Origin of the sequence: Shinella yambaruensis (assembly GCF_022899355.1) — a bacterium.
Taxonomy (GTDB): Bacteria; Pseudomonadota; Alphaproteobacteria; order Rhizobiales; family Rhizobiaceae; genus Shinella; species Shinella yambaruensis.
In genome coordinates this window covers 180,645-207,116 of sequence record NZ_JALJCK010000004.1, presented here as the reverse complement: position 1 = coordinate 207,116, position 26,472 = coordinate 180,645, and the positions used below count along the sequence as shown (strand labels likewise).

23 protein-coding genes, 1 tRNA gene, 2 pseudogenes and 1 riboswitch are annotated in these 26,472 nt (G+C 64.3%); of the genes and pseudogenes, 9 read left to right on the top strand and 17 right to left on the bottom strand.

Going from position 1 to position 26,472, the window contains the following annotated elements:
- Positions 1-83 precede the first annotated feature (83 nt).
- The 3 genes from MUU56_RS10955 to MUU56_RS10945 all read right to left on the bottom strand — a co-directional run bounded on the left by MUU56_RS10955 (position 84) and on the right by MUU56_RS10945 (position 3,777).
- Positions 84-1,316 carry an ABC transporter substrate-binding protein gene (locus MUU56_RS10955; RefSeq protein ID WP_244767340.1) on the bottom strand — a complete coding sequence of 411 codons (1,233 nt, stop codon included), beginning with the start codon at positions 1,314-1,316 and terminating at the stop codon, positions 84-86.
- 22 nt (positions 1,317-1,338) lie between these two features.
- Positions 1,339-2,481, bottom strand: a complete 1,143-nt coding sequence (locus tag MUU56_RS10950) for an ABC transporter ATP-binding protein (protein WP_244767339.1) — start codon at positions 2,479-2,481, stop codon at positions 1,339-1,341.
- A 186-nt stretch (positions 2,482-2,667) separates the two neighbouring features.
- Entirely contained in the window at positions 2,668-3,777 is a 1,110-nt protein-coding gene (locus tag MUU56_RS10945) for a 2'-deoxycytidine 5'-triphosphate deaminase (RefSeq protein ID WP_244767338.1), read from the bottom strand.
- A gap of 162 nt (positions 3,778-3,939) precedes the next feature.
- A riboswitch (SAM riboswitch) is annotated at positions 3,940-4,018 on the top strand.
- A 43-nt stretch (positions 4,019-4,061) separates the two neighbouring features.
- Here MUU56_RS10945 and MUU56_RS10940 point away from each other — a divergent pair.
- A complete protein-coding gene (locus tag MUU56_RS10940; RefSeq protein ID WP_244767337.1) occupies positions 4,062-5,246 on the top strand; it encodes an O-succinylhomoserine sulfhydrylase in 1,185 nt (394 codons plus the stop codon).
- 126 nt (positions 5,247-5,372) lie between these two features.
- Positions 5,373-5,765: a Co2+/Mg2+ efflux protein ApaG gene (apaG, locus tag MUU56_RS10935; protein ID WP_244767336.1), complete on the top strand. Its 393-nt coding sequence runs from the start codon at positions 5,373-5,375 to the stop codon at positions 5,763-5,765.
- A 184-nt stretch (positions 5,766-5,949) separates the two neighbouring features.
- Here apaG and MUU56_RS10930 read toward each other — a convergent pair whose 3' ends face one another.
- The 3 genes from MUU56_RS10930 to MUU56_RS10920 all read right to left on the bottom strand — a co-directional run bounded on the left by MUU56_RS10930 (position 5,950) and on the right by MUU56_RS10920 (position 9,432).
- Positions 5,950-6,942, bottom strand: coding sequence for an Hsp33 family molecular chaperone (locus MUU56_RS10930; RefSeq protein ID WP_244767621.1), 993 nt, complete (start codon positions 6,940-6,942; stop codon positions 5,950-5,952).
- Positions 6,943-7,302: 360 nt separating this feature from the next.
- Positions 7,303-8,214, bottom strand: coding sequence for an ornithine carbamoyltransferase (argF, locus tag MUU56_RS10925; RefSeq protein WP_244767335.1), 912 nt, complete (start codon positions 8,212-8,214; stop codon positions 7,303-7,305).
- 27 nt (positions 8,215-8,241) lie between these two features.
- Positions 8,242-9,432, bottom strand: a complete 1,191-nt coding sequence (locus tag MUU56_RS10920) for an aspartate aminotransferase family protein (RefSeq protein WP_244767334.1) — start codon at positions 9,430-9,432, stop codon at positions 8,242-8,244.
- A 423-nt stretch (positions 9,433-9,855) separates the two neighbouring features.
- On the opposite strand from MUU56_RS10920, the gene MUU56_RS10915 reads away from it, so the two are divergent.
- A complete protein-coding gene (locus MUU56_RS10915; protein ID WP_244767333.1) occupies positions 9,856-10,386 on the top strand; it encodes a GcrA family cell cycle regulator in 531 nt (176 codons plus the stop codon).
- 146 nt (positions 10,387-10,532) lie between these two features.
- Here the strand turns inward: MUU56_RS10915 and phoB are convergent, their stop codons facing one another.
- The 7 genes from phoB to phoR all read right to left on the bottom strand — a co-directional run bounded on the left by phoB (position 10,533) and on the right by phoR (position 18,335).
- Complete coding sequence (gene phoB, locus MUU56_RS10910; RefSeq protein ID WP_244767332.1) at positions 10,533-11,216, bottom strand: phosphate regulon transcriptional regulator PhoB; 684 nt, start codon at positions 11,214-11,216, stop codon at positions 10,533-10,535.
- A 19-nt stretch (positions 11,217-11,235) separates the two neighbouring features.
- Positions 11,236-11,964: a phosphate signaling complex protein PhoU gene (gene phoU, locus MUU56_RS10905; protein WP_244767331.1), complete on the bottom strand. Its 729-nt coding sequence runs from the start codon at positions 11,962-11,964 to the stop codon at positions 11,236-11,238.
- 47 nt (positions 11,965-12,011) lie between these two features.
- Complete coding sequence (gene pstB / locus MUU56_RS10900) at positions 12,012-12,827, bottom strand: phosphate ABC transporter ATP-binding protein PstB (RefSeq protein ID WP_244767330.1); 816 nt, start codon at positions 12,825-12,827, stop codon at positions 12,012-12,014.
- A 13-nt stretch (positions 12,828-12,840) separates the two neighbouring features.
- Positions 12,841-14,169, bottom strand: coding sequence for a phosphate ABC transporter permease PstA (gene pstA, locus MUU56_RS10895; protein ID WP_244767329.1), 1,329 nt, complete (start codon positions 14,167-14,169; stop codon positions 12,841-12,843).
- Positions 14,166-15,650, bottom strand: coding sequence for a phosphate ABC transporter permease subunit PstC (gene pstC / locus MUU56_RS10890; RefSeq protein ID WP_244767328.1), 1,485 nt, complete (start codon positions 15,648-15,650; stop codon positions 14,166-14,168). The genes pstA and pstC overlap by 4 nt, the downstream gene beginning before the upstream one ends.
- Before the next feature lie 168 nt (positions 15,651-15,818).
- A complete protein-coding gene (locus MUU56_RS10885) occupies positions 15,819-16,853 on the bottom strand; it encodes a substrate-binding domain-containing protein (protein WP_244767327.1) in 1,035 nt (344 codons plus the stop codon).
- Positions 16,854-17,039: 186 nt separating this feature from the next.
- Entirely contained in the window at positions 17,040-18,335 is a 1,296-nt protein-coding gene (phoR, locus tag MUU56_RS10880; protein WP_244767326.1) for a phosphate regulon sensor histidine kinase PhoR, read from the bottom strand.
- A gap of 146 nt (positions 18,336-18,481) precedes the next feature.
- Between phoR and ppk2 the strand changes: the two genes are divergently transcribed.
- Complete coding sequence (ppk2, locus tag MUU56_RS10875) at positions 18,482-19,363, top strand: polyphosphate kinase 2 (protein WP_244767325.1); 882 nt, start codon at positions 18,482-18,484, stop codon at positions 19,361-19,363.
- A gap of 12 nt (positions 19,364-19,375) precedes the next feature.
- Here ppk2 and MUU56_RS10870 read toward each other — a convergent pair whose 3' ends face one another.
- Positions 19,376-20,500, bottom strand: coding sequence for a biotin transporter BioY (locus MUU56_RS10870; protein WP_244767324.1), 1,125 nt, complete (start codon positions 20,498-20,500; stop codon positions 19,376-19,378).
- Between the two features lie 671 nt (positions 20,501-21,171).
- Between MUU56_RS10870 and MUU56_RS10865 the strand changes: the two genes are divergently transcribed.
- The 4 genes from MUU56_RS10865 to socB all read left to right on the top strand — a co-directional run bounded on the left by MUU56_RS10865 (position 21,172) and on the right by socB (position 23,755).
- Positions 21,172-22,134, top strand: a complete 963-nt coding sequence (locus MUU56_RS10865) for an NAD(P)H-dependent flavin oxidoreductase (RefSeq protein ID WP_244767323.1) — start codon at positions 21,172-21,174, stop codon at positions 22,132-22,134.
- A 262-nt stretch (positions 22,135-22,396) separates the two neighbouring features.
- Positions 22,397-22,472, top strand: a tRNA-Thr gene (locus tag MUU56_RS10860).
- A gap of 31 nt (positions 22,473-22,503) precedes the next feature.
- The gene (socA, locus tag MUU56_RS10855) at positions 22,504-23,055 is read left to right on the top strand and encodes a type VI toxin-antitoxin system SocA family antitoxin (RefSeq protein WP_046108562.1); all 552 of its coding nucleotides are present in this window, start codon (positions 22,504-22,506) and stop codon (positions 23,053-23,055) included.
- Positions 23,033-23,755, top strand: coding sequence for a type VI toxin-antitoxin system SocB family DNA replication inhibitor toxin (socB, locus tag MUU56_RS10850; RefSeq protein WP_244767322.1), 723 nt, complete (start codon positions 23,033-23,035; stop codon positions 23,753-23,755). Before socA ends, socB begins: the two co-directional genes overlap by 23 nt.
- A 6-nt stretch (positions 23,756-23,761) precedes the next feature.
- Here the strand turns inward: socB and MUU56_RS10845 are convergent, their stop codons facing one another.
- Complete coding sequence (locus MUU56_RS10845) at positions 23,762-24,091, bottom strand: hypothetical protein (RefSeq protein ID WP_244767321.1); 330 nt, start codon at positions 24,089-24,091, stop codon at positions 23,762-23,764.
- Between the two features lie 99 nt (positions 24,092-24,190).
- Between MUU56_RS10845 and MUU56_RS10840 the strand changes: the two are divergent.
- Positions 24,191-24,316 (top strand): annotated as a pseudogene (locus MUU56_RS10840) (helix-turn-helix domain-containing protein); the annotation flags it as partial.
- A 479-nt stretch (positions 24,317-24,795) separates the two neighbouring features.
- Here the strand turns inward: MUU56_RS10840 and MUU56_RS32825 are convergent.
- Together MUU56_RS32825 and MUU56_RS32820 are read right to left on the bottom strand one after the other, a co-directional pair.
- Complete coding sequence (locus tag MUU56_RS32825) at positions 24,796-25,026, bottom strand: hypothetical protein (protein WP_317633294.1); 231 nt, start codon at positions 25,024-25,026, stop codon at positions 24,796-24,798.
- A 117-nt stretch (positions 25,027-25,143) separates the two neighbouring features.
- A pseudogene (locus MUU56_RS32820) lies at positions 25,144-25,962 on the bottom strand (virulence-associated E family protein); the annotation flags it as partial.
- Between the last annotated feature and the right edge of the window lie 510 nt (positions 25,963-26,472).

The following is a 26,472-nucleotide window of genomic DNA, read 5'->3' as shown; positions in this document are numbered from 1 at the left end:
CTCCCCCAAGACTTCGCCTGGAACGAAAAGGGTGGCTTGCCCCTCCTCCCCGGCGGGGAGAAGGGGGACAGCGGCAAGGCCGCCTATTTCAGGAAGCGTTGCGAGCGCTTCACGGCATCGTCGAGATGCGCCTTGGCATTGCCCTGGTCGATCATCGTCGCCTCGATGGCGCGGGCGAGATTGTCCTGCACCTTGCCCCAGTTCCGGTTCTTCAGGAACGCATGGGTCTCGATATCGGAGGTCGCGAGGATGTCGAAGAATGGCTTGTAGACCGGGTCGCTGGTCATGCCCTTCTCCTCCGCAACGCTGGTGCGGACCGGAAGGTCGTTGGTGCGCATGGCGACCGCCTCCGGCGAGGAGAAGAACTTGACGAATTCCCAGGCAAGGTCCGGCTGCTTGGCATCCTTGGCGATCGACATGGCCGAAACGCCGAGCGCCGAATGGGCCGGCTTGTCGCCGAATTTCGGCAGCGGCGCGACGCCGTAGCCAAAGCCCGCGGCATCGATGCCCGCCTTCGACCACATGGCGCTCTGGAACATGGCGATCTTGCCGCCCTTGAAGAGCGTATCGCCGGACGTGTCATCGCCGAGATGCAGCGTGGCGGCCTCTTCCTTCCTGGCCATGTCGCCGAACATGTCGAGGACCTCCGCGGCCGCATCGCTGTTCATGTAGCCGTCGATCGTCTTGCCGTCGTCGGAGATGTATTTCGTGCCGTTCGACCAGAGGAACTGCTCGAAATCATAGGGGTCCGGCTTGGCATCGACCGCAAAGCCGTAGACCTTGTTGTCCTTGTCGCGGAATTTCGCGGCCTTGGCGCGCAGGTCGTCCCAGGTCCAGCCCTCCTTCGGCTCCTCGACACCCGCGGCCTTGAACATGTCCTTGTTGTAGAACACGACCTGGGTGGTGAAGCCCGACGGCATGCCGTAGGTCTTGCCCTCGACGCGCGTCGTGTTCATCAGGCCTTGCGGAATGTCGTCCGGCTTGATCTCGGCGGCGTCCCTGGCGATCAGGTCGTCGAGCGGCATCAGCGACGTGTAGTATTGCGGGAAGTTCCACATATACATGACGTCGGGCGGGCTGCCCGCACCGAAGGCGGCGACGAGCTTCTGGTCGTAGCCGTCGGCATAGGGCTCGACCTGCACCTTCACGCCCGGATGCTTCTCCTCGAATTTCTTCGCGATCGCCTGCTGGATGGCGAGGCTCTCGTCGGAATCCCAGGTGGCGAAGCGCAGCACCTCTTCGGCACGCGCCGAGACGCTGCCCGCCAGCAGGAAGGCGGCCAGCGAGCCGGCGATGACTGTCGTGTTCTTCCTCATTCCCATTTCCTCCTTTGACGGGTCAGGCGACCCGCTTGCCCTTCTCGTTGACGATGAGCGCCTCGGTCTCCGCATCGAGGCGGCGGCGCACCGCCCGGCCTTCCGCGTCGAACAGGTAGCAATGCGGCGCGGGCAGCCTCAGATGGACCGTCTCGCCATTCGCGACCGGATGCGTGCCGCGCACCACCGCCGTCATGTCGCGGCCATCCTCGAGGCTGAGATGGACATGGCTTTCCGTACCGAGCCGTTCGACGAGGCGGACGATGCCTGTCAGTTCCCCTTCGCCGGGCGGGACGATCTCGATCCTGTCCGGCCGGATGCCGAGTGTGACCTTGCCGTCAATCATGGGCGCAGCTTCCGCCTCGAAGACGACCGGCCGTTTCAGGCCACCGCCCGACAGCGTGATGTGCACGCCCTCCTGCGCCGCGACCTCCGCCTCCACGAAATTCATGCGCGGCGAACCGATGAAGCCGGCGACGAAGAGGTTGGCGGGCTGATAGAACAGCTCCAGCGGCGTGCCGAACTGGCTGACCTCGCCCTTGTCGAGCACGACCACGCGGTCGGAGAGCGTCATCGCTTCGACCTGGTCGTGCGTCACGTAGATCATGGTCGCGCCGAGGCGGGCATGCAGGGCGGCAAGCTCGACGCGCATGGTGACGCGCAGGCCCGCGTCAAGGTTCGACAGCGGCTCGTCGAGCAGGAAGAGTTTCGGCTCGCGCACGATGGCGCGGCCGATGGCGACGCGCTGGCGCTGGCCGCCCGAGAGCTGGCGCGGCTTGCGGGCAAGCAATTCCTTGATGCGCAGGATGTCCGCGGCGCTTTCGACACGGCGGTCGATCTCGTCGCGCTTCATGCCGTTCAGCGCCAGGCCGAAGGAGAGGTTCTTGCGCACGTTCATGTGCGGGTAGAGCGCATAGTTCTGGAAGACCATGGCGATGTCGCGCCTGGCGGAAGGCACATGGGTGATATCGCGGTCGCCGAGGCGGATGGCGCCGCCGTCCAGTTCCTCCAGGCCGGCGATGGAGCGCAGCAGCGTGCTCTTGCCGCAGCCGGAGGGGCCGAGGAAGCAGACGAATTCACCATCGGCGATATCGAGGTCGATGCCCTTCAGCACCTCCAGAGCGCCAAAACCCTTGCGGAGATTCTCGATGCGGATCGATGCCAACGACGTCCTCCCTGTCGGCGAAACGTCCGGGCTCCCAGCCCTTGTTAAACGTTTATATCATAATAAAAACGTTTAACTTCATTTGTAAAGCGGAAAATGAAACGAACGAAACTCCCCGCCGGAGCCTATCGCCACGACAGGGAACCGGCCGCGATGCAGCCGGCACACGCCCTTGCGGGAGCAGTGTCATCCGGCGCGGAAATGTTTCGACAGCTTCAGGCCCTGTGCCTGATAGTTGGAGCCAAGGCCGGAGCCGTAGAGGCCTTCGGGTGCGGCGAGCATGTGCTCGTAGACGAGGCGGCCGACGATCTGGCCGTGCTCGAGGATGAAGGGCACCTCGTGGCTGCGCACCTCCAGGACGGCGCGGCTGCCGGAGCCGCCGGCCGGGGCATGGCCGAAGCCGGGATCGAAGAAGCCGGCATAGTGCACGCGGAACTCGCCGACGAGCGGGTCGAAGGGCGTCATCTCGGCGGCATAGAGCGGCGGGACGTGCACGGCCTCGCGGGAGACGAGGATATAGAACTCGTCGGGATCGAGGATCAGTTCGTTGCGGCCGCGGCTGAACAGCGGCTCCCAGAAATCGAAGATGTCGTGCTGGTTCTTGCGGTCGACATCGACGACGGAGGTGTGGTGCTTGCCGCGATAGCCGATCAGCCCGTCCGGGCCGGTGCCCTTGAGGTCGATGGAAAGCGCGATGCCGCCGCCGGAGACGTTCGGCGTCTCGCTGGCGACGAGCGTATCCGTGCCGTGGAGGGCGAGCAGTTCGCCTTCGCCGAGCAGGGCATTGCCCTTGCGGAAACGGATTTGCGACAGGCGCGAGCCGCGGCGCACGACGATCGGGAAGGTGCGTGGCGAGATTTCGAGATAGAGCGGGCCGGAATAGCCGGCGGGGATCTTGTCGAACTCCTGCGCGCGATCGGTGATGACGCGGGTGAAGATATCCAGGCGGCCGGTGGAGCTCTTCGGGTTGGCCGACGCCGCCAGCTCCGCCGGCAGGTCCAGGCTCTCCATCAGCGGCACGATGTAGACGCAGCCCGTCTCCAGCACCGCGCCCTGCGTGAGGTCGATGACGTGCAGCTGCAGGCGGTCGAGCTTGTCGGCAACGAGGTGGGACGGCCCCGGAAGGAAGCTTGCCCGCACACGGAAGGCTTTCGCACCCAGCCGCAGGTCGAGGCTCGCCGGCTGGATCTGGTCGTCATCCAGCACCGTCTCGCTCGCCAGCCTGCCGCTGTCGAACAGGCCGCGAATGGCGTTGTCCGCCAGAATGCCCGTACTGCGTGTCGCAGAACCACCCATCGTCATACCGTCCCGTCAGAGCAGCGGGCCGGATGGTCCGGCCGTCTGCTTTTCGTATCGCTTCTTCCGAAAACCGATGCCCACGTTTCGGAACAATACCCGGAAGGCCCGCACAAAACCAAAAGCCGCCAATTGACGCAAGCGCGGGGGCGCAGTATTAGCAGATTATCCCGTGGTGATTTGGCCGGCCGGCTTGCAGCCACGTAAAACAAGTAGCTAAAAAGGCCGGGTTCGAAACCGGCCTGCTTTTGCGGCCGGTTTTTTTGTTTGAAGGCGACGATCATATGAGCAAGTCCTGGCGCCCCGCCACCCAACTCGTTCACGGCGGAACCACCCGCTCCCAGCACGGTGAAACCGCAGAGGCAATCTTCCTGACGCAAGGCTTCGTCTACGACACCTCCGCGGCGGCCGAAGCCCGCTTCAAGGGCGAGACGGATGGCTTCATCTATGCCCGCTACGGCAGCCCGACCAACGACATGTTCGAAAAGCGCATGTGCATGCTGGAAGGCGCCGAGGATGCGCGCGCCACCGCATCCGGCATGGCCGCCGTCTCCGCCGCGATCCTCTGCCAGCTCAAGGCCGGCGACCATATCGTCGCCGCCCGCGCGCTCTTCGGCTCCTGCCGCTGGGTGGTCGAGACGCTCGCGCCGAAATACGGCATCGAATGCACGCTGATCGACGGCCGCGACCTTTCCAACTGGGAAAAGGCGATCCGGAAGAACACCAAGGTCTTCTTCCTCGAAAGCCCGACAAACCCGACGCTGGAAGTGATCGACATCGCCGGCGTCGCACGCCTCGCCAACCAGATCGGCGCCAAGGTCGTCGTCGACAACGTCTTCGCGACGCCGCTCTTCCAGAAGCCGCTGGAGCTCGGCGCGCATGTCGTCGTCTATTCGGCGACGAAGCATATCGACGGCCAGGGCCGCTGCCTCGGCGGCGTGGTGCTGTCGGACAAGACGTGGATCGACGAGAACCTGCACGACTATTTCCGCCACACGGGCCCGGCCATGTCGCCGTTCAACGCCTGGACGCTGCTGAAGGGCATCGAGACGCTGCCGCTGCGCGTCAAGCAGCAGACGGAGAATGCCAGCCGCATCGCGGACTTCCTCGCCGACCGGACGGAGGTCGCCCGCGTGATCTATCCGGGTCGCAAGGACCATCCGCAGGCCGATATCATCGCCAAGCAGATGTCGGGCGGCTCGACGCTCGTCTGCTTCGAGCTGAAGGGCGGCAAGGACGCGGCTTTTGCACTGCAGGACGCGCTTGAGGTGGTGAAGATCTCCAACAATCTCGGCGATGCCAAGAGCCTCATCACCCATCCGGCAACGACGACGCACAAGAACCTGACGGACGAGGCACGCGCCGAGCTCGGCATTTCGGCCGGCACCGTACGCTTTTCGGCCGGCATCGAGGACAGCAAAGACCTCATCGAGGATTTTGCCCGCGCGCTCTCCAGGATCAGGGCCTGAGCCCTTCGCCCCATCGCTGGACAAATGCGGAAGCACCGGCCGAGGAGGCCGGTGCTTTCTTTGCTTATCCTTGACGAAACCACATTCGTGTAGAATAGCAGAAGCTAATCAGTTCAAGGCTTGCCCATGTATCGTGCGCTGACCCGCGACATCGAAGTGACCGTAGAGCCGTACTATCTGGCCGACCAGTCCGATCCCGACGACAGCCGCTATGTGTGGGGATACCGGGTGGTCATCGCGAACCATTCCGACGTCGCCGTGCGGCTGATGACACGCTACTGGCACATCACCGACCAGAACGGCCAGGTCGACGAGGTGAACGGCCATGGCGTGATCGGCGAACAGCCGGTGCTGCGCCCCGGCGACACCTACGAATATTCCTCCGGCTGCCCGCTCGAAACGCCCTCGGGCATCATGTTCGGCCGCTATCGCATGGAAGCGGAGAACGGCGAAGCGTTCGATGTGGCAATACCGGCCTTTTCGCTGGATACGCCGGGGCAGGCGCGCACGCTGAACTAGGCGCGGAGAAGATCGCCCCTCATCCGGCCTGCCGGCCACCTTCTCCCCGCAGGCGGGGAGAAGGGACCAAGCCGCCTTGTTTTCCTGAAATCACGACTGTGAATAAAGGATGAAACTTCGCATCCTTCCCTTCTCCCCGCCTGCGGGGAGAAGGTGGCGGCAGCCGGATGAGGGGCGAGCGTCCCTACTGCGGCAGGACTTCCGCCGCCTCGAAGCGGTAGGTCGTCGAGCAGAACTCGCAGGTGACCGCAATCTCGCCCTTGTCGTCCGCCGTGTGCGCGATCTCCTCCGCGCTGAGACCGGAAAGAACGCCCTTCAGCTTCTCGCGCGAACAGGAGCAGCGGTCGAAGACCTGCTGCGGCTGGTAGACGCGCACGCCCCGCTCGTGGAAGAGGCGGAACAGGAGCCGTTCGGTGCCGACATTGGGATCCGTCAGCTCGTCGGCGTCGATCGTCTCGACCATGGCTTTGGCTTCGGCCCAGTTGTCATCATCGGCGATCTTGTGGCCGGCTTCCTCGCCGTCGCCGCCCGGAAGGTCCGCCTGACGCATGCGTTCCGGCGCCTGCGGCAGGAACTGCGCGACCATGCCGCCCGCACGCCAGCGATGGCGCGCCTTGCCGGCGGCATCGCGGTCGTAGAGTTCGGCGACACCGAGGCGCACCTTGGTCGGGATCTGCTCCGACTGGCGGAAATAGACGCCGGCGATCTCTTCCAGCGTATGGCCGTCGAGCGGCACGATGCCCTGGTAGCGCTGGGTATGGGCGCCCTGGTCGATGGTGAAGGCGAGGATGCCCTTGCCCAGAAGCTCGTGCGGCTCCGTCGCGCCGGCCGCAATCGCGGCGTCGAGCGCGGCCTGGTCGAAGCGGGCATAGGCGCGCACGTTCTCCGGCGCGGCGAAATCGGCCACCAGCAGGTCGACGGGGCCGTCGCCCTTGGTCTGGACGATCAGCTTGCCCTCGAACTTCAGCGAGGTGCCGAGCAGCACGGTCAGCGTGATCGCCTCGGCGAGCAGCCGGGCAACGGGCGCGGGATAGTCGTGCCGGCCGAGAATGCCGTCGAGCATCGGGCCGAGCTGCACGGCGCGGCCGCGCACGTCGAGACCCTCCACCTGGAACGGCAGGACATGATCATCGCCGGCAAAGCCGGGTTCGCCGAGTTTCAGGGCATTTTCCGCCATCATCATCATTCTGCTCCTTGCACGCTTCGGCGCCGCCGAGGCCATGGGCCCGGCCTGCTTCCGACAGGCGTTCTACCGTGATACCGCGCTCGCTCCTACCCGATCATTCCATACCGGACGGGCATGCGCCAGAGAAAGCGCCTTGCGGCGCCCGGACTGCTGATAACGTCCGCAAACCTCTCCTCCGTCACGGTCGGGTCTGACCCGACCATCCACGGCCGCGGGTGCCGTGTGGATCCCCGGGTCAAGCCCGAGGATGACGACAGAGAGTGGGCGATGCTTATCAGCAAACCAGGCGCCTCGCGGCGCTCCGTGATGGCCCCTAGATCGTGTTGCCGGGGGCGCTTTTCAAGATCGGCGTCAGACGACCCCGAAGCACCAGGCGAGGATCGACTTCTGCGCGTGGAGACGGTTCTCCGCCTCGTCGAAGACCACGGATTGCGGGCCGTCGATCACCTCGTCGGTCACTTCCTCGCCGCGGTGGGCGGGCAGGCAGTGCATGAAGAGCGCATCCTTGTTAGCGCGCGCCATCAGCTGCTTGTTGACCTGGTAGGGCTGGAAGATGTTGTGGCCGCGGGCGCGGTGCTCCTGGTTCATCGAGACCCAGCAGTCCGTGACGATGAGATCGACACCATCGACGATCGCCTCCGGATCATGCCCGAGCAGGATGTCGCCACCGTTGTCGCGCGCCCAGTTCAGGATCTTGTCGTCGGGCTCCGAGCCCATCGGCACGGCCATCTTCATCTTGTAGCCGAAGCGGGCGGACCCCTCGACGAAGGAATGCAGCACATTGTTGCCGTCGCCCGTCCAGGCGAAGGTCTTGCCCCTGGTGGAGCCGCGATGCTCCTCGAAGGTCATGATGTCGGCCATGATCTGGCAGGGATGCGTCAGGTCGGTCAGGGCGTTGATGACGGGCACGGTGGCGTGCTCGGCAAGCTCCAGCAGGCGGGCATGGTCCGTCGTGCGGATCATGATGGCATCGACATAGCGCGAGAGGACCTTGGCCGTGTCGCCGATCGTCTCGGCGCGGCCGAGCTGCATTTCCGTGCCCGACAGGAACAGCGTCTCGCCGCCGAGCTGGCGCATGCCGACGTCGAAGGAGACGCGCGTGCGAGTGGAGGGCTTCTCGAAGATCATCGCGAGCATCTTGCCGGCGAGCGGCTTGGCTTCGGTGCCGGCCTTGCTGGCGGCCTTGCGCGTGTGCGCATCGTCCATGATGACGCGGAGATCGCTTTCCGAAACGGCGGAAAGGTCGAGAAAATGCTTGGCCATGATATGTCCTGTCTGTCCGTTCGCTGCTTACGCGGCCTTGGCGGCCGTCAGCTTTTCCGCCGCCCGCTCGATGCGGGCAAGCCCCTCGCGCGCCTCTTCGGCGGTCACGGTCAATGGCGGCAGCAGCCGCAGCACGTTGTCGCCCGCCGGCACGGCCAGCAGGTTTTCCGCCCGCACGCCCTTCAGCAGGTCGGCGACCGGGATCTTCGCCTTGATGCCGAGCATCAGGCCCTCGCCGCGAATGTCCTCGATGACGTCGGGGAAACGGTCCTTCAGCGCGGCCAGCCCCTGGCGGAAGACGAGCGCGACGTCGCGCACATGCTCGAGGAAACCGTCTTCCAGCACCACGTCGAGCACGGCATTGCCGACGGCCATGGCGAGCGGGTTGCCGCCATAGGTGGAGCCGTGCGTGCCGGCGACCATGCCGGCCGCCGCCTCGTTCGTGGCAAGGCACGCGCCGAGCGGGAAGCCGCCGCCGATGCCCTTGGCGATCGCCATGATGTCGGGCGTGACCCCTGCCCATTCATGGGCGAAGAGGCGCCCCGTGCGGCCGACACCGGTCTGCACCTCATCCAGGATGAGCAGCAGGCCGTATTCGTCGCAGAGCTGACGCAGCTCCTGCATGAACTCCTTCGACACCGGGCGCAGCCCGCCCTCGCCCTGCACCGGCTCGATCAGGATGCCCGCCGTTTCCTCGGTGATCGCATCCTTGACGGCCGCGATATCGCCGAAGGGGACCTTGAGGAAACCCGGCGCCTTGGGGCCGAAGCCCTCGATATACTTCTCCTGACCGCCGGCGGCGATCGTCGCGATCGTGCGGCCGTGGAAGGCGCCTTCGAAGGTGATGATGTGGTACTTGCCGGCATGACCCTTGGCGAAATGGTAGCGCCGCGCCGTCTTGATCGCGCATTCCAGCGCCTCGGCGCCCGAATTGGTGAAGAACACCTTGTCGGCGAAGGTTGCCTCCGTCAGCCGGCGGCCAAGGCTTTCCTGGCCCGGAACCTCATAGAGGTTCGACAGGTGCCAGACCTTGTCGGCTTGGTCCTTCAGCGCGGCGACGAGATGGGGATGTGCATGGCCCAGCGAATTGACGGCGACGCCAGCGGCAAAATCGAGATATCGCTCGCCATCCTCGGTGATCAGCCACACGCCCTCCCCGCGCGTGAACCTGAGCGGCGCACGCATATAGGTTTCATAGAGCGGCGCGACATCGGCCATGCACGGATCCTCCGAAAAGAGATGCGGAAAAACAGGAATGCGGCTTGACTTTTCCGGGCTTCAGAAAAACCAAAAGCCGCCTTTCGGCGGCATGCGGCACTATCGGCATTTCCCATTGGGATGTCAACAAAATCGCGCCCGAAATGGCGCTGAACATCCCGCAAGGTGAGGATTCGCGGCACGCACGGAAGGTGTCTCTATCGAGTCACACCCGACCAGCAAGTTGGGGAAAACTCCGAAATCGATTCGCCCGGATTCCGGCGACTCTTGTCACAGAGTCCACCGGTCTCTAGGTTAAAGACCAATTACTAGACTGCATGCGGCGGAACTAGTCACCAAAAGAGTTAGGGCGTTCAGGTTCCGGACCCGTCCGGAACACGACGAGGGATTCCCGCATCCTGGGCGCCGAGCGGAGACGAAAACATGAACTGGACAGACGAGCGCGTCGAGAAACTCAAAAAACTCTGGAGCGAGGGCTTGAGCGCGAGCCAGATCGCGGCGCAGCTCGGCGGCGTCAGCCGCAACGCAGTCATCGGCAAGGTGCACCGGCTGAACCTGCCCGGCCGCGCCAAGGCCGGCGGCACGCAGGCCGCGGCACGCCCGAAGCGCCCGGCCCCGGCGACGCCGCGCCCGTCGAACTTCGCGGCCCGTCCGGTCACCACGCGTGCCGTCGCCCGCCCGGCCGGCAACACCATCCCCAAGGAAGAGATCGATTTCGAGACGCAGGCCGAGCAGCTCCCGGTTCCGGCCAACGGCAACAACGTGGTCGTGCCGATGTCGCGCCGGCTGGAGCTGACCCAGCTCACCGAACGCACCTGCAAATGGCCGATCGGCGACCCGCTCAACGACGACTTCCACTTCTGCGGCAACGAGTCCCCGGACAACTCGCCCTACTGCACCTACCACCAGCGCCTCGCCTACCAGCCCTCGGCCGAGCGCCGGCGGATGCGGTAACGTTTCCCACGGCAGGACATGCGATGCGGGCCCGAAAGGGTCCGTTTTCGTTTGCGGCGCAGGATAGCCCCTCATCCGCCGGCCCCGCACAAACGCAAACAGGCCCCTGAGGGCCCATTTCCGTCCTTGGGAGGAATCCCGTTCGCTCAGGCCTCCAGCGAATAGCCCGCGCCGCGCACGGTGCGGATGACGTCCTGCATGTTGGCGAAGTTGAGCGCCTTGCGCAGGCGCCCCACATGCACGTCGACGGTGCGTTCGTCGACATAGATGTCGTGGCCCCAGACGCCATCGAGAAGCTGCGAGCGCGAGAAGACGCGGCCGGGCGAGGTCATCAGGAATTCCAGGAGACGGAACTCCGTCGGGCCGAGGCGGACCTCGCGGGTGCGGCGGTGGACGCGGTGCGTCTCGCGGTCGAGCTCGATGTCGCCGCAACGCAGCACCGTCGAGACGACCTCGGGCTTAGCCCGGCGCAGCATCGCCCGCACGCGGGCGACGAGTTCCGGCGTCGAGAAGGGCTTGACCACATAGTCGTCCGCGCCGGTGGCAAGGCCGCGCACGCGCTCGCTCTCCTCGCCGCGCGCCGTCAGCATGATGATCGGCAGGCGCTCGGTTTCCGGACGCTGGCGCAGGCGCCGGCACAGTTCGATGCCGGAGACGCCGGGCAGCATCCAGTCGAGGATGAGGAGGTCCGGCATGCGCTCCTGCAGGCGCATCTCGGCCTCGTCACCGGAGAGGATCGTATCGACCTCGAAACCTTCCGCTTCCAGATTGTAACGCAGGAGGACGCTGAGAGCCTCCTCGTCTTCCACGACGGCAATTCTGGGCACCATGAAGCGAATCCTGCTCTCTTTACTCGGACGCGTCGGCGACGCCGGCCGCGACGACGGAGGTCGAGGTATCGTCCTTCGGACGCTCGCCCTCCGGCTGCGAGCCGGTCGCCATGTAGTAGATGGTTTCGGCGATGTTGGTCGCATGGTCGCCGATGCGCTCGATGTTCTTGGCGCAGAACAGGAGATGCGTGCAGGGCGTGATGTTGCGCGGGTCTTCCATCATGTAGGTGAGGAGCTCGCGGAACAACGAGGTATAGATCGCATCGATCTCGTCGTCGCGCTCGCGGATGGCCTTGGCCTTCTCGATCGAGCGGGTGGCGTAGACGTCGAGCACTTCCTTGAGCTGCATCAGCGCGAGCTCGGCGAGGTGCTCGAGGCCGCGGGCCAGCTTGCGCGGCATGCCGGAGCTCTGGACGGCGATGACGCGCTTGGCGGTGTTCTTGCCGAGGTCGCCGACGCGCTCCAGCTCGGCGGCGATGCGGATCGCCCCCATGATCTCGCGCAGGTCCGCCGCCATCGGCTGGCGCTTGGCGATGGTGACGATCGCCTTGTCGTTGATCTGGCGTTCGGCGGTGTCGAGGATGACGTCCTCGGAGATGACCTTCTGGGCCAGCGCGGCATCCGTCGTGACGAGCGCTCGGACGGAATCGGCCACCATCTGCTCGGCCGTGCCGCCCATTTCGGAGATGCGGCGGGAAAGGTATTTCAGTTCTTCGTCGTAGATGGAGACGATATGACTCGATGACATGGCTTTGTCCTTAATGCACTCGGGGTTCAGGGGTTCAGCGTCAGCCGTCAGCCGAAGCGGCCCATGATGTAGTCCTGCGTGCGCTGGTCATCCGGATTGGTGAACATCTTGTCGGTGTCGTTCTCCTCGACGAGGTTGCCGAGGTGGAACATGGCGGTGCGCTGCGAGACGCGGGCCGCCTGCTGCATCGAGTGCGTCACGATGACGATGGTGAAGTTGGCGCGCAGCTCGTGGATCAGCTCCTCGACCTTGGCGGTCGCGATCGGATCGAGCGCCGAGCAGGGCTCGTCCATCAGGATGACTTCGGGGCTGACGGCGACGGCTCTGGCGATGCACAGGCGCTGCTGCTGGCCGCCGGAGAGGCCGGTGCCGCCCTCTTGCAGGCGGTCCTTCACCTCGTTCCACAGGCCAGCCTTCTGCAGGCTCCGCTCGACGATGGCGTCGAGGTCTGCCTTCGACTTGGCAAGGCCATGGATGCGCGGCCCGTAGGCCACGTTCTCGTAGATCGACTTCGGGAAGGGATTCGGCTTCTGGAAGACCATGCCGACGCGGGCGCGCAGTTCCACGACGTCGATCGCCGGATCGTAGATATCGTCCGTGTCGAGCGTGATGCGGCCGGTGACGCGGCAGCCGTCGATCGTGTCGTTCATGCGGTTCAGCGTGCGCAGGAAGGTCGACTTGCCGCAGCCCGACGGGCCGATGAGGGCGGTCACGGTGTTCTCGCGGACGTTCAGGTTGACGTCGTAGAGGGCGCGCTTGTCGCCGTAATAGACCGAGACGTCCTTGCCGATCATCTTGTAGGAAATGTCGTTCATTTTCTTGTCCAGCGCTTTCTCGACTGCTGCTTCTGACATCATGTTCATAAGACCGGTCCTTCTACCAGCGCCGTTCGAAACGGCGGCGCAACAGGATAGCGCCAACATTCATGAGGATGAGGAAGATGAGGAGCACGATGATGGCCCCGGACGTGCGCTCCACGAAGGCGCGCTCCGCCTCGTTCGCCCACATGTAGATCTGCACCGGAAGGGCCGTCGCCGGATCCATCGGCGTTGCCGGCACATCGGCGACGAAGGCGACCATGCCGATGAGCAGCAGCGGTGCGGTTTCGCCGAGCGCATGGGCAAGGCCGATGATCGTGCCCGTCAGGATGCCCGGCATGGCGAGCGGCAGCACATGGTGGAACACGGTCTGCATCTTCGAGGCGCCGAGGCCGAGGGCCGCCGAGCGGATCGACGGCGGTACGGCCTTCAGCGCGGCGCGGGTCGCGATGATGATCGTCGGCAGCGTCATGAGGGTCAGCACCAGGCCGCCGACGAGGGCCGCCGAGCGCGGGAAGCCCGCGAAGTTGACGAAGACGGCAAGGCCGAGAAGACCGTAGACGATGGAGGGCACGGCGGCGAGGTTGTTGATGTTCACCTCGATAAGGTCGGTGAAGCGGTTCTTCGGGGCGAACTCTTCGAGATAGATCGAGGCGGCGACGCCGATCGGCAGCGAGAGCACGAGCACGATCAGCATCATGTAGAGCGAGCCGATGGCCGCGACGCCGACGCCGGCGGCTTCAGGACGGCTGGATGCGCCATTGGTGAAGAGGCCGGTGTTGAAGTGCTTGGCGAGCGCGCCGCTTTCGGCGAGCGTGTTCATCCAGCCGACCTGCTTGTCGGAGACCTTGCGGTTGTTTTCCGGCACGGCGAGGTCGATCTGGCCCTTGAAGGCGGAATCGAGGTCGCCGTGCGCGAGGAAGGTCACGGTCCGGGTCGTGCCGATGATCGACGGATCGGTGGTGACGAGATTACGGAACTGCACGCGGACGCTGTCCGAGATCATGCCGTTGACCGCCCTCAGGCCGGCACGGTCGTCTTCGCCGACGCCCAGCACCTTGGCGAGCGCATTGCGCGCAACGACCGGATAGTTGGCCGAAACCAGCTTCTGTGGGTTGGTGGCGCGCTCGTTGTCCTTGTCGATGATCTCGGCGGAGAACTCGACCGGGATGGTGATCATCGTCTGCTGGAACGCGGTGTAGCCCTTGGAGACGACCGAGAAGAGCAGGAGGAACAGGAAGAGGAGACCGAAGGCGATCGCTGCCATGCCGTAGAGGCGGAAGCGGCGCTCTGCGGCGTAACGGCGACCGAGGCCGATATCGCGGCGCTCGGGTTTTGCGGTGACGCCGAGGGCGGTCATCGAGGGGCTCGTGGAGACCTGGCTCATTCGTACTGCTCCCGGTATTTGCGCACGATGTAGAGGGCGTAGATGTTGAGGCAAAGCGTGATGACGAAGAGCGTGATGCCGAGCGCGAAGGCCACCAGCGTCTGCGGCGAGGTGAATTCGAGGTCGCCCGTCAGCTGGTTGACGATCTTGACCGTCACGGTCGTCATCGGCTCGAAGGGGTTGAGCTGCATGCGGGCGGCAACGCCGGCGGCCAGCACCACGATCATGGTTTCGCCGACGGCGCGGGACGCGGTCATCAGAAGCGCGCCGACGATGCCCGGAAGAGCGGCCGGCAGGATGACGCGCTTGATCGTTTCCGAGCGGGTGGCGCCGAGGCCGAGCGAACCGTCACGCAGCGCCCGCGGCACGGCGGTGATGATGTCGTCGGACAGCGAGGAGACGTAGGGGATCAGCATGATGCCCATGACGAAACCGGCCGTTAGAACGCTCTGCGCCTGGATGAAGCTGGCATAGTTGCCGGTGACGAGGCCGCTCAGCTGGGCGGAGATGTCGCGCAGGAACGGGCCGACGGTCACCAGGGCGAAGAAGCCGTAGACGATGGTCGGGATGCCGGCGAGCACTTCGAGCAGCGGCTTGGCCACCGAGCGGACGTGGCGCGAGGCATATTCCGACATGTAGATGGCGGCGAAGAGGCCGACCGGCACGGCGACGAGCATGGCGACGAAGCCGATATAGAGGGTGCCGGCGAGCAGCGGGATCAGGCCGAACTGGCCGGAGGAATCCGTGGCGCCGGCGGCGGCGAAGCGCGGGTCCCAGGTCGTGCCGAAGAAGAACTCCCAGGCCGGGACCATGTTGAAGAAGCTGATCGCTTCCGTCGCCATCGACGCGACGATGCCGACGGTCGTCAGGATCGCGATGGACGAGGCGACGATGAGGCCGACCAGCATGACGCCCTCGACGCGGTTGCGGGCGCGGAATTTCGGCGCGATCGCGCGGTAGGCGAAGGCGCCGCCGGCAAGCGCGGCGATCACGACGAGGATCGACAGGAACGTGCTGCTTGCCGTCGTCATACGGTTGAGGTCGTCGGCGGCCGTCAGCATGTAGGGCGCCGGGTCGGCCGCGAGCGGCACGCCCTTGCTGCCCAACACCTCGCGGGCGGCGGTGCCGTCCTTGAACAGCGCATCGCGCTCTTCCGCCGAGAGCAGCTTGAAGCCGCGGGCAATGGCGCCGATCATGTTGTAGTTGAGGTTCTGCGTCGCCTGCGGCTCGGCCTTCACCTCGTCGGGGAAGCCGCCGCGCACCGCCGAACCGATATAGATCGGGCTCGCGATGATCCAGACCAGCAGGATGGCGATGGCCGGCAGCATGGACCAGATGGCGACGAAGGAGCCATAGTAGCCCGGCCGGGAATGCAGACTGGAAAGCTTGCCGCCGGCAAGCGCGTTGGCGCGCCAGCTGCCGATAAGATAGCCCACCACGCCGATGACGGCGACGATAAGCAGTAGAAGGGAAATACTCATTGAGAAAATTCTCCCGGCGAGATCATCCGCCCTGAGCGTGCCGAGTGCCCGCCCCGACCGTTCGACAAGGCGCCCCATTCCCGGTCGAAGAACATGACGTGGGCGAAACCGCCCAAAGGGAGTGGCCGGCACGGCATTCTTGCGAAATACCGTGCCGGCCGACGTTCATTACATGATCTTGCCGTCGGCGAAGGTCTTGCGGATCTCTTCGCGCTCGGCATCCGGAGCAGCGACGAGGCCGTATTCAGCCAGCGGGGAGTCAGGGCCGATCATGTCGTCGCTCGTGAAGAACTCGACATATTCCTTCAGGCCCGGGATGACGCCGAGATGTGCCTTCTTGACATAGAAGAACAGCGGGCGGGAAACCGGGTATTCGCCCGAAGCGATCGTCTCGGTCGACGGAACGATGCCGTTGACGGTGGCGACCTTCAGCTTGTCGGCGTTGTTCTCGTAGAAGGAGAGGCCGAACACGCCGATGCCGGACTTGTTGGCAGCGATGCGGGCGAGCGTCTCGGTGTAGTCGCCGTCGATGTCAACGGCCAGGCCATCCTTGCGGACGGCTACGCACTTGGAGAGCTGTTCCTTCTCGTCAGCGACGGCCGCCTTGATGACGTCCTGGGCGCCCGAGTCCTTGCAGCCGTGAGCGAGGATCTTCTCTTCGAAGACTTCGCGCGTGCCGTGCTTTTCGCCAGGGATATAGGCGGCGATCTCGACGTCCGGCAGGTCCTTGTTGACTTCCGACCACTTCTTGTAGGGGTTGGCGACAAGCTTGCCGTCGACGACGACTTCGGCGGCGAGCGCCTGGTAGAGATCCTTCGGCTCGAGCTTCAGGTCGGCATTGCCGGCGTCGGTGGCGAACACGATGCCGTCATAGCCGATCTTGACTTCCTGGATCTCGGTCACGCCGGCTGCCTTGCAGGCCTCCACTTCGCTGTCCTTGATCGGGCGCGAGGAGTTGGCGATGTCGATGGTGTTCGGGCCGACGCCCTTGCAGAATTCCTTCAGGCCGCCGGAAGAACCGCCGGACTCGACGATCGGCGTCTTGAAGTCGGGGAAGGTCTCGCCGAACGTCTCGGCGACGATCTTGGCGTAGGGAAGAACGGTGGACGAGCCGGCGATCTGGACCTGGTCGCGCGCAACGGCAACGCCTGCGAATGCGGCGGAGGCAACGAGCGCCGCAACAGTGAGCTTAAGAGATTTCATCTGGGTTCTCCCGAAGAGGACGTGTGTGGTGCGCTGTTCTGCGCTCTCTGCCGTTGACCGGCGGCCCTTCTCTAAACCCCGATCGCCCTCCCTTTTATGTCAGTTTGACGAAACATTTGTGACACAACAAATATCTGAAATTGCTGCGCTATTTTCATCAGGACGACAGGAGCGCCATCCTTTGTGTCAGAATTTGACGGTGAAGACCGTGCCCTTGCCCACCTCGGACTTCACCACGAGGCGCGCCCGGTGGCGGGTGAGGATGTGCTTGACGATGGCAAGGCCGAGGCCTGTGCCCTTCTTGGACCGGCTCGCTTCCACGTTAACCCGGTAGAAACGTTCGGTGATGCGCGGCACATGCTCCGGGGGAATGCCGGGGCCGTAATCGGTGACGGAGAATTCGACGGGAACGTCGCCGCCACCGGAAAGCACGACATCCACCCGCTTGCCCTCCTGGCCGTACTTGCAGGCGTTTTCGATGAGGTTCTCGAAGACCTCGACCAGTTCGTCGCGGTCGCCGGGAACGGTGACCGGGTGCTTCGGCAGGTCGAGCGCAACCTCCACCCCGAGATCGGAGGCGAGCGGCTGCAGACTGTCGCGCACATGGCCGAGCAGCGGCACGAGATCAACGGTCTGGTCCAGCGTCAGGTTCGAACGCAGCTCAAGGCGGGAGAGCGAGAGCAGGTCGTCGACGAGGCGGCTCATGCGCGTCGCCTGCTCGTGCATGATGCCGAGGAAGCGTTCGTGCGCCTTCGCATCGTTCTTCGCCGGGCCCTGCAGCGTCTCGATGAAGCCGCGCAGGGAAGCGAGCGGGGTGCGCAGCTCGTGGCTGGCATTGGCGACGAAATCGGACCGCATGCGATCGATACGGCGGGCCTGCGAGACGTCGCGGAAGGTCAGCAGCCATAAGGGCTCGCCCGCCCGCTCGGCGAGCGGCGCGATGCGCACGACATAGACCGTTTCCGACGGCAGGCGCTCGGCATGCTCGGTCTCGCGCGTCTGGCCGCTGGCGATCGCGTCGCGCACCATGTCGAGGATACCCGGCGCGCGGATGCGGCCGGCCAGATCGCTGCCGCGCGGGATCACGCCGAAGATCGCCTCGGCCGCGCGGTTCTGCAATTTGACCGTCTCGCGGCCCGAGAGCAGCAGGGCCGGCGCATCGAGCGCGCCGAGAACCGCGGCAATGGCGGAAAGGTCATCGGCAGGCGGGACGGCGGCCTGAACCTCCGGCACCGGAATGGCGGAGGCCGCCATGGTCCTGCCGCCGGCCTCGACCAGGCGCCGTTCCGTGCGCAAGAGGCCGGCAATGACGAGCAGGAGAACGGCGAAGGACACCCAGCCGAGATGCAGGCCCGCGAGCCACATCATGAAGCCGACGAAAACGGCCGAGGCAATGAGCACCCGCTCGCCCCACAGTTGCGCCGCCAGCCAGCCGAGACCCGTCCGCTGATCCGTCACCGCCACCCATTCCCTCGCAAGCATCCCGTCCTCCGCGGCCTCCATCGATTCTCCATGGATAGCGCGGCTTCATGACATGTTTTTCACGGCGCGCTTGAATTCGCAATCCGGTTGTGGCCACCTGCGGCGATGCGGCATCGGCCGCGCCCTGTGATTTCAAGGAGTGGACGATGGCGGAAAAGGTCGAAAACCGGGCCGTTGAACTGGACATCGGCGGCAAGAAGCGGGTGTTCGATATCGACGATCCGAAGCTGCCCGACTGGATCGAGGAAAAGGCCTTCGGCTCCGACGACTATCCCTACGACAAGAAACTCGACAACAAGGACTACGAAAGGACCCTGAAGCTTCTGCAGATCGAGCTGGTCAAGGTGCAGTTCTGGCAGCAGAAGACCGGCAAGCGCGTGATGGCGGTGTTCGAGGGGCGGGACGCGGCCGGCAAGGGCGGCGCGATCCACGCCACCATGTCCTACATGAACCCGCGCTCCGCGCGCATCGTGGCGCTGACGAAGCCGACCGAGACCGAGCGCGGCCAATGGTATTTCCAGCGCTATGTCGCGACCTTTCCGACATCGGGCGAATTCGTGCTGTTCGACCGCTCCTGGTACAACCGCGCCGGCGTCGAGCCGGTGATGGGCTTCTGCACGCCGGAGCAATACGAAAAATTCCTGAAGGAGACGCCGCGCTTCGAAAAGATGATCGTCGCGGAAGACATCCAGCTCTTCAAGTTCTGGCTCAACATCGGCCGGGAAATGCAGCTGAAGCGCTTCCACGACCGCCGGCACGATCCGCTCAAGGTCTGGAAGCTCTCGCCGATGGACATCGCCGCGCTCAACAAGTGGGGCGACTACACGGACAAGCGCGATCGCATGCTGAAGGAAACCCATACGGACCACGCCCCCTGGACCGTGATCCGCGCCAATGACAAGCGCCGCGCCCGCATCAACCTGATCCGCCACATCCTCGGGACGCTCGACTACGAGGGCAAGGACGAGAAGGCGATTGGCGAGATCGACAAAAAGATCGTCGGCGCGGGGCCGGGCTTCCTCAAGTAGGCGGCTGGCGGCTCATTCGCCCGGCAGGATGCGGACGGCGTAGAGGTTCACGCTCGCATCCCCGCCGGTGATGTCGCTGTTCAGCACGAGATGGCCCGGCTCGCTCGGCGAGAGCGAGCGGTCGAATTCCACCTGGAACAGGATGTCGGTCCGCTCCGACACGGTGAAGCGATGGCGGCCGCAGCCGCCCATGGTGGAGAAATCGCATTCGACCGCGACCTGCACCGGCTTGCCGTTGACCGACTGCACGGTCATGGCGATCGTCGAGGTCTTGCCGCCCATCTCGCCGAGGATTTCGGGCGAAACCTCGATCAGCACCGCGCCCTCGCGCTCCGGATTGGTGGAGGTTACGCGCACGGCAGGCCCCTCATTGGTGCTCACCGCCTCGAAACGGCCCGACGTGCCGGCGGACAGCCGTGCCGCATCGCCCGGCGAGAACACGGCCCGCCAGTCGGAAGAGAAGCGGCTCTGCGTGTCGAGCGCCTTCTTGATGGGATCCTCGCCGGAAAAGTCCTCGCCGGAAACGGTGGCCGGCGGTGTCGAGCCGTCCGCGCCGCTGCGCAGTTCCTGGAGCAGGCCGCTCGTCTGCACCCACCAGGCAAGCGCACCGCCGGCAGCAATCAGCGTCGCCACGACGAGCAGGAAGGAGAACAGCCGGCCGCGCCGCTTGCGCGCCTTGGCGACCCGCTCGGGGCGAAAATCCGATGCCTCGCTGGCGGCAGCGGCAGCGGAGGCCGTATTCGGCGTGCTCTTGGCAAAGCCGTCCTCGCGTTCGGGGCGGAGGGCACCGATATCGCTTGCCGCCGACGGCCGATCCGCCTCCAGGCGCGGCTCGGGGCGATCCTCCCGCTCGGCGCGCAGCACCGGTTCCGGCCGTGCCTCGACCGCCGGCTCGACGCGAACCTCGCGGGCCGGCGCCGCCGAAAGCTGCGCGCGCTCTTCCGCCTCGATCTGGTGAATGGTGGCTTCCAGCCGGTGGCGCTGGCCGGCGATCGTCTCGGGGTCGTTGATCTCCTGCTTGCGCAGGCCCGCCTCCAGCGCGTTGCGCGCCGACTGGTAGATCCGCGCCCGAACTTCGGCATTGGCGCGTTCCGAGCGCGCCAGCGCGTTTCTGATTGCCGTCTCCAGTCCGCTCACATCCGACCCTTCTGCGGGAGCCGCGCGAGACCGCGGCCATGATACACTGTGGAACGAGCTCCACTTTCCGGCTTTCGTTAGCATTTGCGTAACGTTTGCCGGGAATTTGCGCAAGCCTTCCAGCCGAAACTGCCCCTGCTTGGCCGGGGATAAGCGCCGCGACGGGGCGATGGATCGCGTGCGGCGGGCCCGCTGGCGCAGTCACGGCAATCCTCGCCCCCTGCGCAGATGCCCGCCATCCTCGTCGCGGACAGACACGTCATCCATGCACCCGCACTCGCCTCCGCTCCGCCGTCGGGGGAGGCAGGCCTGGTGCGTTCCTGGTGCGGACAATGCAGCGGGGCGTGTCCCTCCTTGCAGAAGGCAATCCCATGGAGTTCCACGTTACCGTTCTCCCCCTTCCGCTCCGCGGGGAGAAGGGAGAGGCGCCTCAGCCCCATATGCGATCGCCCTGCTCCTTGCAGGAAGAGATTGCGGCTCCGATGCGATGCGCGGTATCGCGAGGGATAGGTTTCCCTGGGATTGCGGGCGCAAGCCCGTTTCGCGCTTCTGGCGCACATGCTCTCGAAGCCCCGCCGCAACCACCGTCCCACCGCCCCTTTTCAGCGGGAGTGCTCGCTGCTATGGTTTTGACGTTTACGAAAACGTCAAAACCATACAGGACATCCCTCATGGCCCTGCCCGCGATCCTCAAGGACAAGCTGCGCCTGCCCGTCATCGGCGCGCCGCTCTTCATCGTCTCGCATCCCGCGCTGACCCTTGCACAATGCAAGGCCGGTGTCATCGGCGCCTTCCCGGCGCTGAATGCGCGCCCGGAATCCCAGCTCGACGAATGGCTGGCGGAGATCACCGAGGGCCTTGCGGCACACGATGCGAAGAACCCCGGCCGCCCCGCCGCCCCCTTCGCCGTCAACCAGATCGTCCACCGCTCCAACAAGCGGCTGGAGCACGACCTCATGATGTGCGTGAAATACAAGGTGCCGGTGGTCATCTCCTCGCTCGGCGCGGTGCCGGAGGTGAATGCGGCGATCCACTCCTATGGCGGCATCGTGCTGCACGACGTCATCAACAACCGCCACGCCAATTCGGCGATCCGCAAGGGGGCCGACGGCCTGATCGCGGTGGCCGCGGGCGCTGGCGGACATGCCGGCACCCTCTCGCCCTTCGCGCTGGTCCAGGAGATCCGCGAATGGTTCGACGGCCCCCTCCTCCTTTCCGGCGCGATCGCGACCGGCGGCGCCATTCTCGCGGCGGAGGCGATGGGCGCCGACATGGCCTATATCGGCTCGCCCTTCATCGCGACGAACGAGGCGCGCGCAAGCGAGGCCTACAAGCAGACGATCGTCGACAGCGCGAGCGCCGACATCGTCTATTCCAACTATTTCACCGGCATCCACGGCAACTACCTGAAACCTTCCATCGCCGCCGCCGGCCTGGATCCCGACCATCTGCCGGAAGCCGACCCTTCCAAGATGGACTTCGACAAGGCCACCACCGGGGCGAAGGCCTGGAAGGACATCTGGGGCTGCGGCCAGGGCATCGGCGCGATCAAGGCCGTCGCCCCCGTCGAGGACCTCGTCGCCCGACTGGACCGCGAATATCACGCGGCCAAGGGCCGTCTCTGCGCCGCATGACCCGCCTCGATCCGCTGCACCGCACAGGAAAAATGCGGAAGTTGAAACTCCCCGCTTGAAATCTCCTCCCATTGCGGTTATCAGCGCACCCATTCCGGTTCCGACACGCTTCGGGACCCGGCAAGGGCCGCTTTAGCTCAGTCGGTAGAGCACATCATTCGTAATTAGCGGGTCCGCTAGAGAATGAGGTGTGAGGCCAGTGAGTTAGGGCTGGTGAGTGTAAGTTAGTAGGGCCATAGTATGGCCGTGTGTGAAGGGTTAAGCCGCTTTAGCTCAGTCGGTAGAGCACATCATTCGTAATGATGGGGTCGCGTGTTCGAGTCACGCAAGCGGCACCACTTCCCAGCCTGAGGAAGTCAAAGTGCGCAGATGACCGGTGGTCCATACGATCCGAGAGCCGTCGCCAACCTCATGCTGGACGAGGCTGACCGGTCGGGGATCAAGGTCACCAATCTTGCACTGCAAAAACTCCTCTACTTCGCCCACTCCATTTTCCTGATCGAAGCCAAGCGACCTTTGGTCAGCGGCTATTTTGAGGCATGGCAATACGGGCCGGTGCATCCTGCCGCCTACTCGGCTTTCAAGACGGCTGGCAGTTCTCCTATCGACTTCCGCGCCACCGGGCAGAACGTGATGACCGGCGAGCGCCATGCGCTGGACCTTCCCGAGGACCCGGCCATTCGGCGTCATCTGGCGCGTATCATGTCGTCCTACGGGCAGCTATCGCCGGGGCGGCTGGTGGACATCTCCCACGCCAAGGGAGCGCCTTGGGATTACATTGCGGACAAAGGAAGAACATCGGTTGCGCTGGGGTTGCGAATCCCCGATGATGTCATCGTTAACCGATTCAAGTTCCACAAGGTTTCCGTTGGCGCGGCTCCGGTCGCGGGAGAACCGGATGAAGATACGCCGCTTACCTGAGATCGATCTTGCCCGTGTCGCAACGCTGCCGACGGATCAGAAGCGGCGCGCCCTTGAGCAATTCAAGCTCGGGCATCCGACGATTACCTACAAGCCAGTACGCGCCCGGTTCGCCGATATCTTCAATGTCCAGCCCGATATGTTCGCGGCTGCCGATCCGACCGCATGGCCGGTTCTGGAACGGCTGATCCGGGCGAAGGCAACCTCCGACGACGAATGCAACGCCAACCTGCTCGTCGCCAAGGGTCTGCACGACTTCGCGCGCGCAAATGCCTTGCGAAGCCGCTCTCAAGCCTTCTTCCCACTTCCCCTGAGCGTTGGCGAGAAGGTGGAATACTGGTTGCCGATGGTGACGGCGCTGGAGAATGTCCCGCTGGTGATCTTCATCGATCCTCGGCGCGGCAAGTGCCTGACGGCAGAAGCGAGACGGTTTGTCTTCTCGATGATGCATGAGCGTATCCGGGTGGCGAATCCAGACTTCGCCGGTGCGCGGCTCGGGATCGTTCAGTTCCGCGATGCGGCTGATGACCAGCGCCCGGTGACGCTGAGCACCGACGAAGGCGTTGAACTCTTTGGCTTCGACCAGCTCGACCAGATGGTGCGCGAGACCTACGACATCTGGCGCGAGGTCAGCGAGGCGCGCGAGGACGAGGTTCGCCGCAGGGCCGCTGGTGGCGGTTACGGGCCGCTGTTCGACTGACGGGCCTCAGCGCCCTTCCAGCCGCCGCCTGACGGCCTTCCGCACCCGATACCAATAGGTCTGCTCCGCGCCGTCGCTGTCGTACCACGCACGCTCGTGGCGGGCGAACGCTTCAAGCTCCGGATCGGGATAGCTGGCAATAATGTCGTCAGCCACGCGGGCGATATCATCAACTGGGATCAGCCTCGGCTTTATCGCGTCGGTCCAGATGGTCCATAGGACGAGGCCAACAAAGGCAAATGCCTGACCGCCGAAGAAGATCAACAAGAGCCAATGTAAAATAGCAAGGAGCAGATCGACCATCGTCATTTGCAGAACCACAACATCCGACTTCATTGAATGAGATGTTATAGTTCTCAAAATGAGAGAATGCAAAGTTCTCATTTCTCGATTTGAGCAGCCCTTTGCCGCCTTTGTTCTGAATGAGGTGCGCATATGGAGCTTCAACGACTTTTCGGCGCGAATGTCCGCCATCATCGGAAGGCTAAAGGCTGGACCCTTGAGCAGCTTTCCGGTCAGACTGGCATTTCGCGCGAGACAATCGGTAAGATCGAGCGGGGTGTCGCCGCTCCACTGTTTGAGACGGCAGAAAAGATTGCGTCCGCACTCGACATTCCCGCGCCCGTTCTTTTCGGCGCCGACGCCATGCCGGGCACCGGAGAACGGGCAAGGCTTCTAACCGATATTCACCGCACCCTCTCCCGGTTGAACAACGATCAGCTTGACCGTGCCGCGAAGATGCTAAAGGCGTTTGCGGGGTAGCGGCGTCGGAGGCCATCTGAGGGCCGCCGGATGTGGCGGCGGCCCTTTGCCCCAAGTACACTCAAACCCGCGCCAGCGGCGCTCTGAGGGCCGTCTGAAGGCCTCGGAGGCATGCGCTTGGTACCCCGTCGCCACACGGCTGCAATGCCGTTACTTGCGGCTGTAACTTAAGGCTCAAAACACACAAAGGAGGCAGGGGGAGTATTTCCACTCCCCCTGCCCAACCGGCCAATGGTTTGCGGCTTGTTAGGTTACACAATGCAGGTAACGCATTGCGGTCAAAACGGGCCACTTTCGTCGGTATGTTCGCTTACGGCCTGAAGAATGGGGATGCCTCCTTCGACGCGCTTCGCGACCCATTCGGTCCTCTGCTCGTCGGCATTGCCGCGCACAAAGCCCTTGCGGGCGCTTCGCCCCGTGCGACCGAGATCGTGCAGCCTGTGGGTTCCATATCCCCATCCCAGCGCCGTCATTGCGCCTGTGATGCGTTGGAATTCGCTGGCCGACATGCGCCCGGCCTCGTAACCGAGAAGCAGCTTGACGCTCTCCATAGATACCCGCCCCGTGCGCTCGCCGAACGCGCCTTCCAGCACGATACCTATGGGGTCCTCGATCATGCGGCTGGCCTGAAGCTCGTCGGCAACCTGCCATAGATGCCGAGGCAGGGTTATCGGTTCGCCGGCTTGCTCCCGCACCACCGCCTCGGCCCATAGCTGATGCACGTCGCGGCCGAAAGCTTCAATGTCGATGCTGCCGACCCTGACCGGCCAATATCGTCGGTTTCCCGTCGCATCGCGCAGATAGGCATCCTCGTTCGTCGTGCCGATGATCACGCAATGCCGGGGGAAAGAACCAGCAGTGTGGGCATAGGCAGGCCGATAGGTGTCTATAGGGGTGGCGAGGAATGCCTTTATCGCATCTAAGGTCGCCTTGCGAGCGCCGTCGAGTTCCTGGCATTCAACAATCCACGCGCGGGACACAAGCTCGGCCTTGGTCTTGGCGTCTGCATTTAGGTTCAGGTTGCCGCAGAACCATTCGTCGCGAACTGCAAGTCGTGCCGCCAGACGCGATTTGCCGACCCCCTGACGGCCTTCCAGAACCAGCATGGTATCGAACTTGACGCCGGGCTGTTTGATTCGTCTCACGCCGCCAATCAGGAACCTCACGCCGAATTCCCGATTGAGCTCGGTGTCATCCGCTTCGCAGTAGTCCCTGAGCCATGTGTCAAGACGCGGAACACCGTCCCATACCAGACCGTCCAGATAGTCGATGACTGGATGGTAAGCACGCTCATAGGCGACCGTGATCAGTTCGCGTCGGATGACGGTTACACTGGCGCGGAAATCCAGCTTGCGATCAAAGATGCTGCACAGGATTTCGCAGATATCCGATATGTCCCGCCCTTCAAGGCCCAGCCCATTCACCTCGTCGGCGTGGGTGAACATATTGCGCCGCGCATCGACATCGAGCATGGCGAGAGCGAACCGTACGTTCTCGGGCGCATTTGCCGCCGGACGCCCATACTGGTCGACCTTCGGCCATCCTCGTCCTCGAAGGTCGATGGTTTCCATCGCCCGAGCCACCTGCCGCCGCGCATAGCGCAGCGGGTTAGGGTTTTCCCGCACATGGGCGCTGATGCCGAGATCGGGGCTGGTCAGGATCGAGACAATATAGCCGGGCGCGACATTTTTGCCGAGCAGCCAGAGAGTTGCGGCAAAGACCAGTTCCGACCGAGACTGGTAGCTCTTGTCGGGCGGGTTCTTGCCCGTGACGATAACCTCTGACCAAACCGGATCGAGAGGTATCACCTCGCCTCGATCATCTGGCAGAGGCAGTACTTCGATGTCGTCTAGGTTGGTAATGGCCTTACTATCGGTTTTGGACGAACTGGATTTGTCGAGACGCAACCTAAAATCGGCAAGCGTGTAATCCCTCGGGTCGGCGCCGAACGAAAT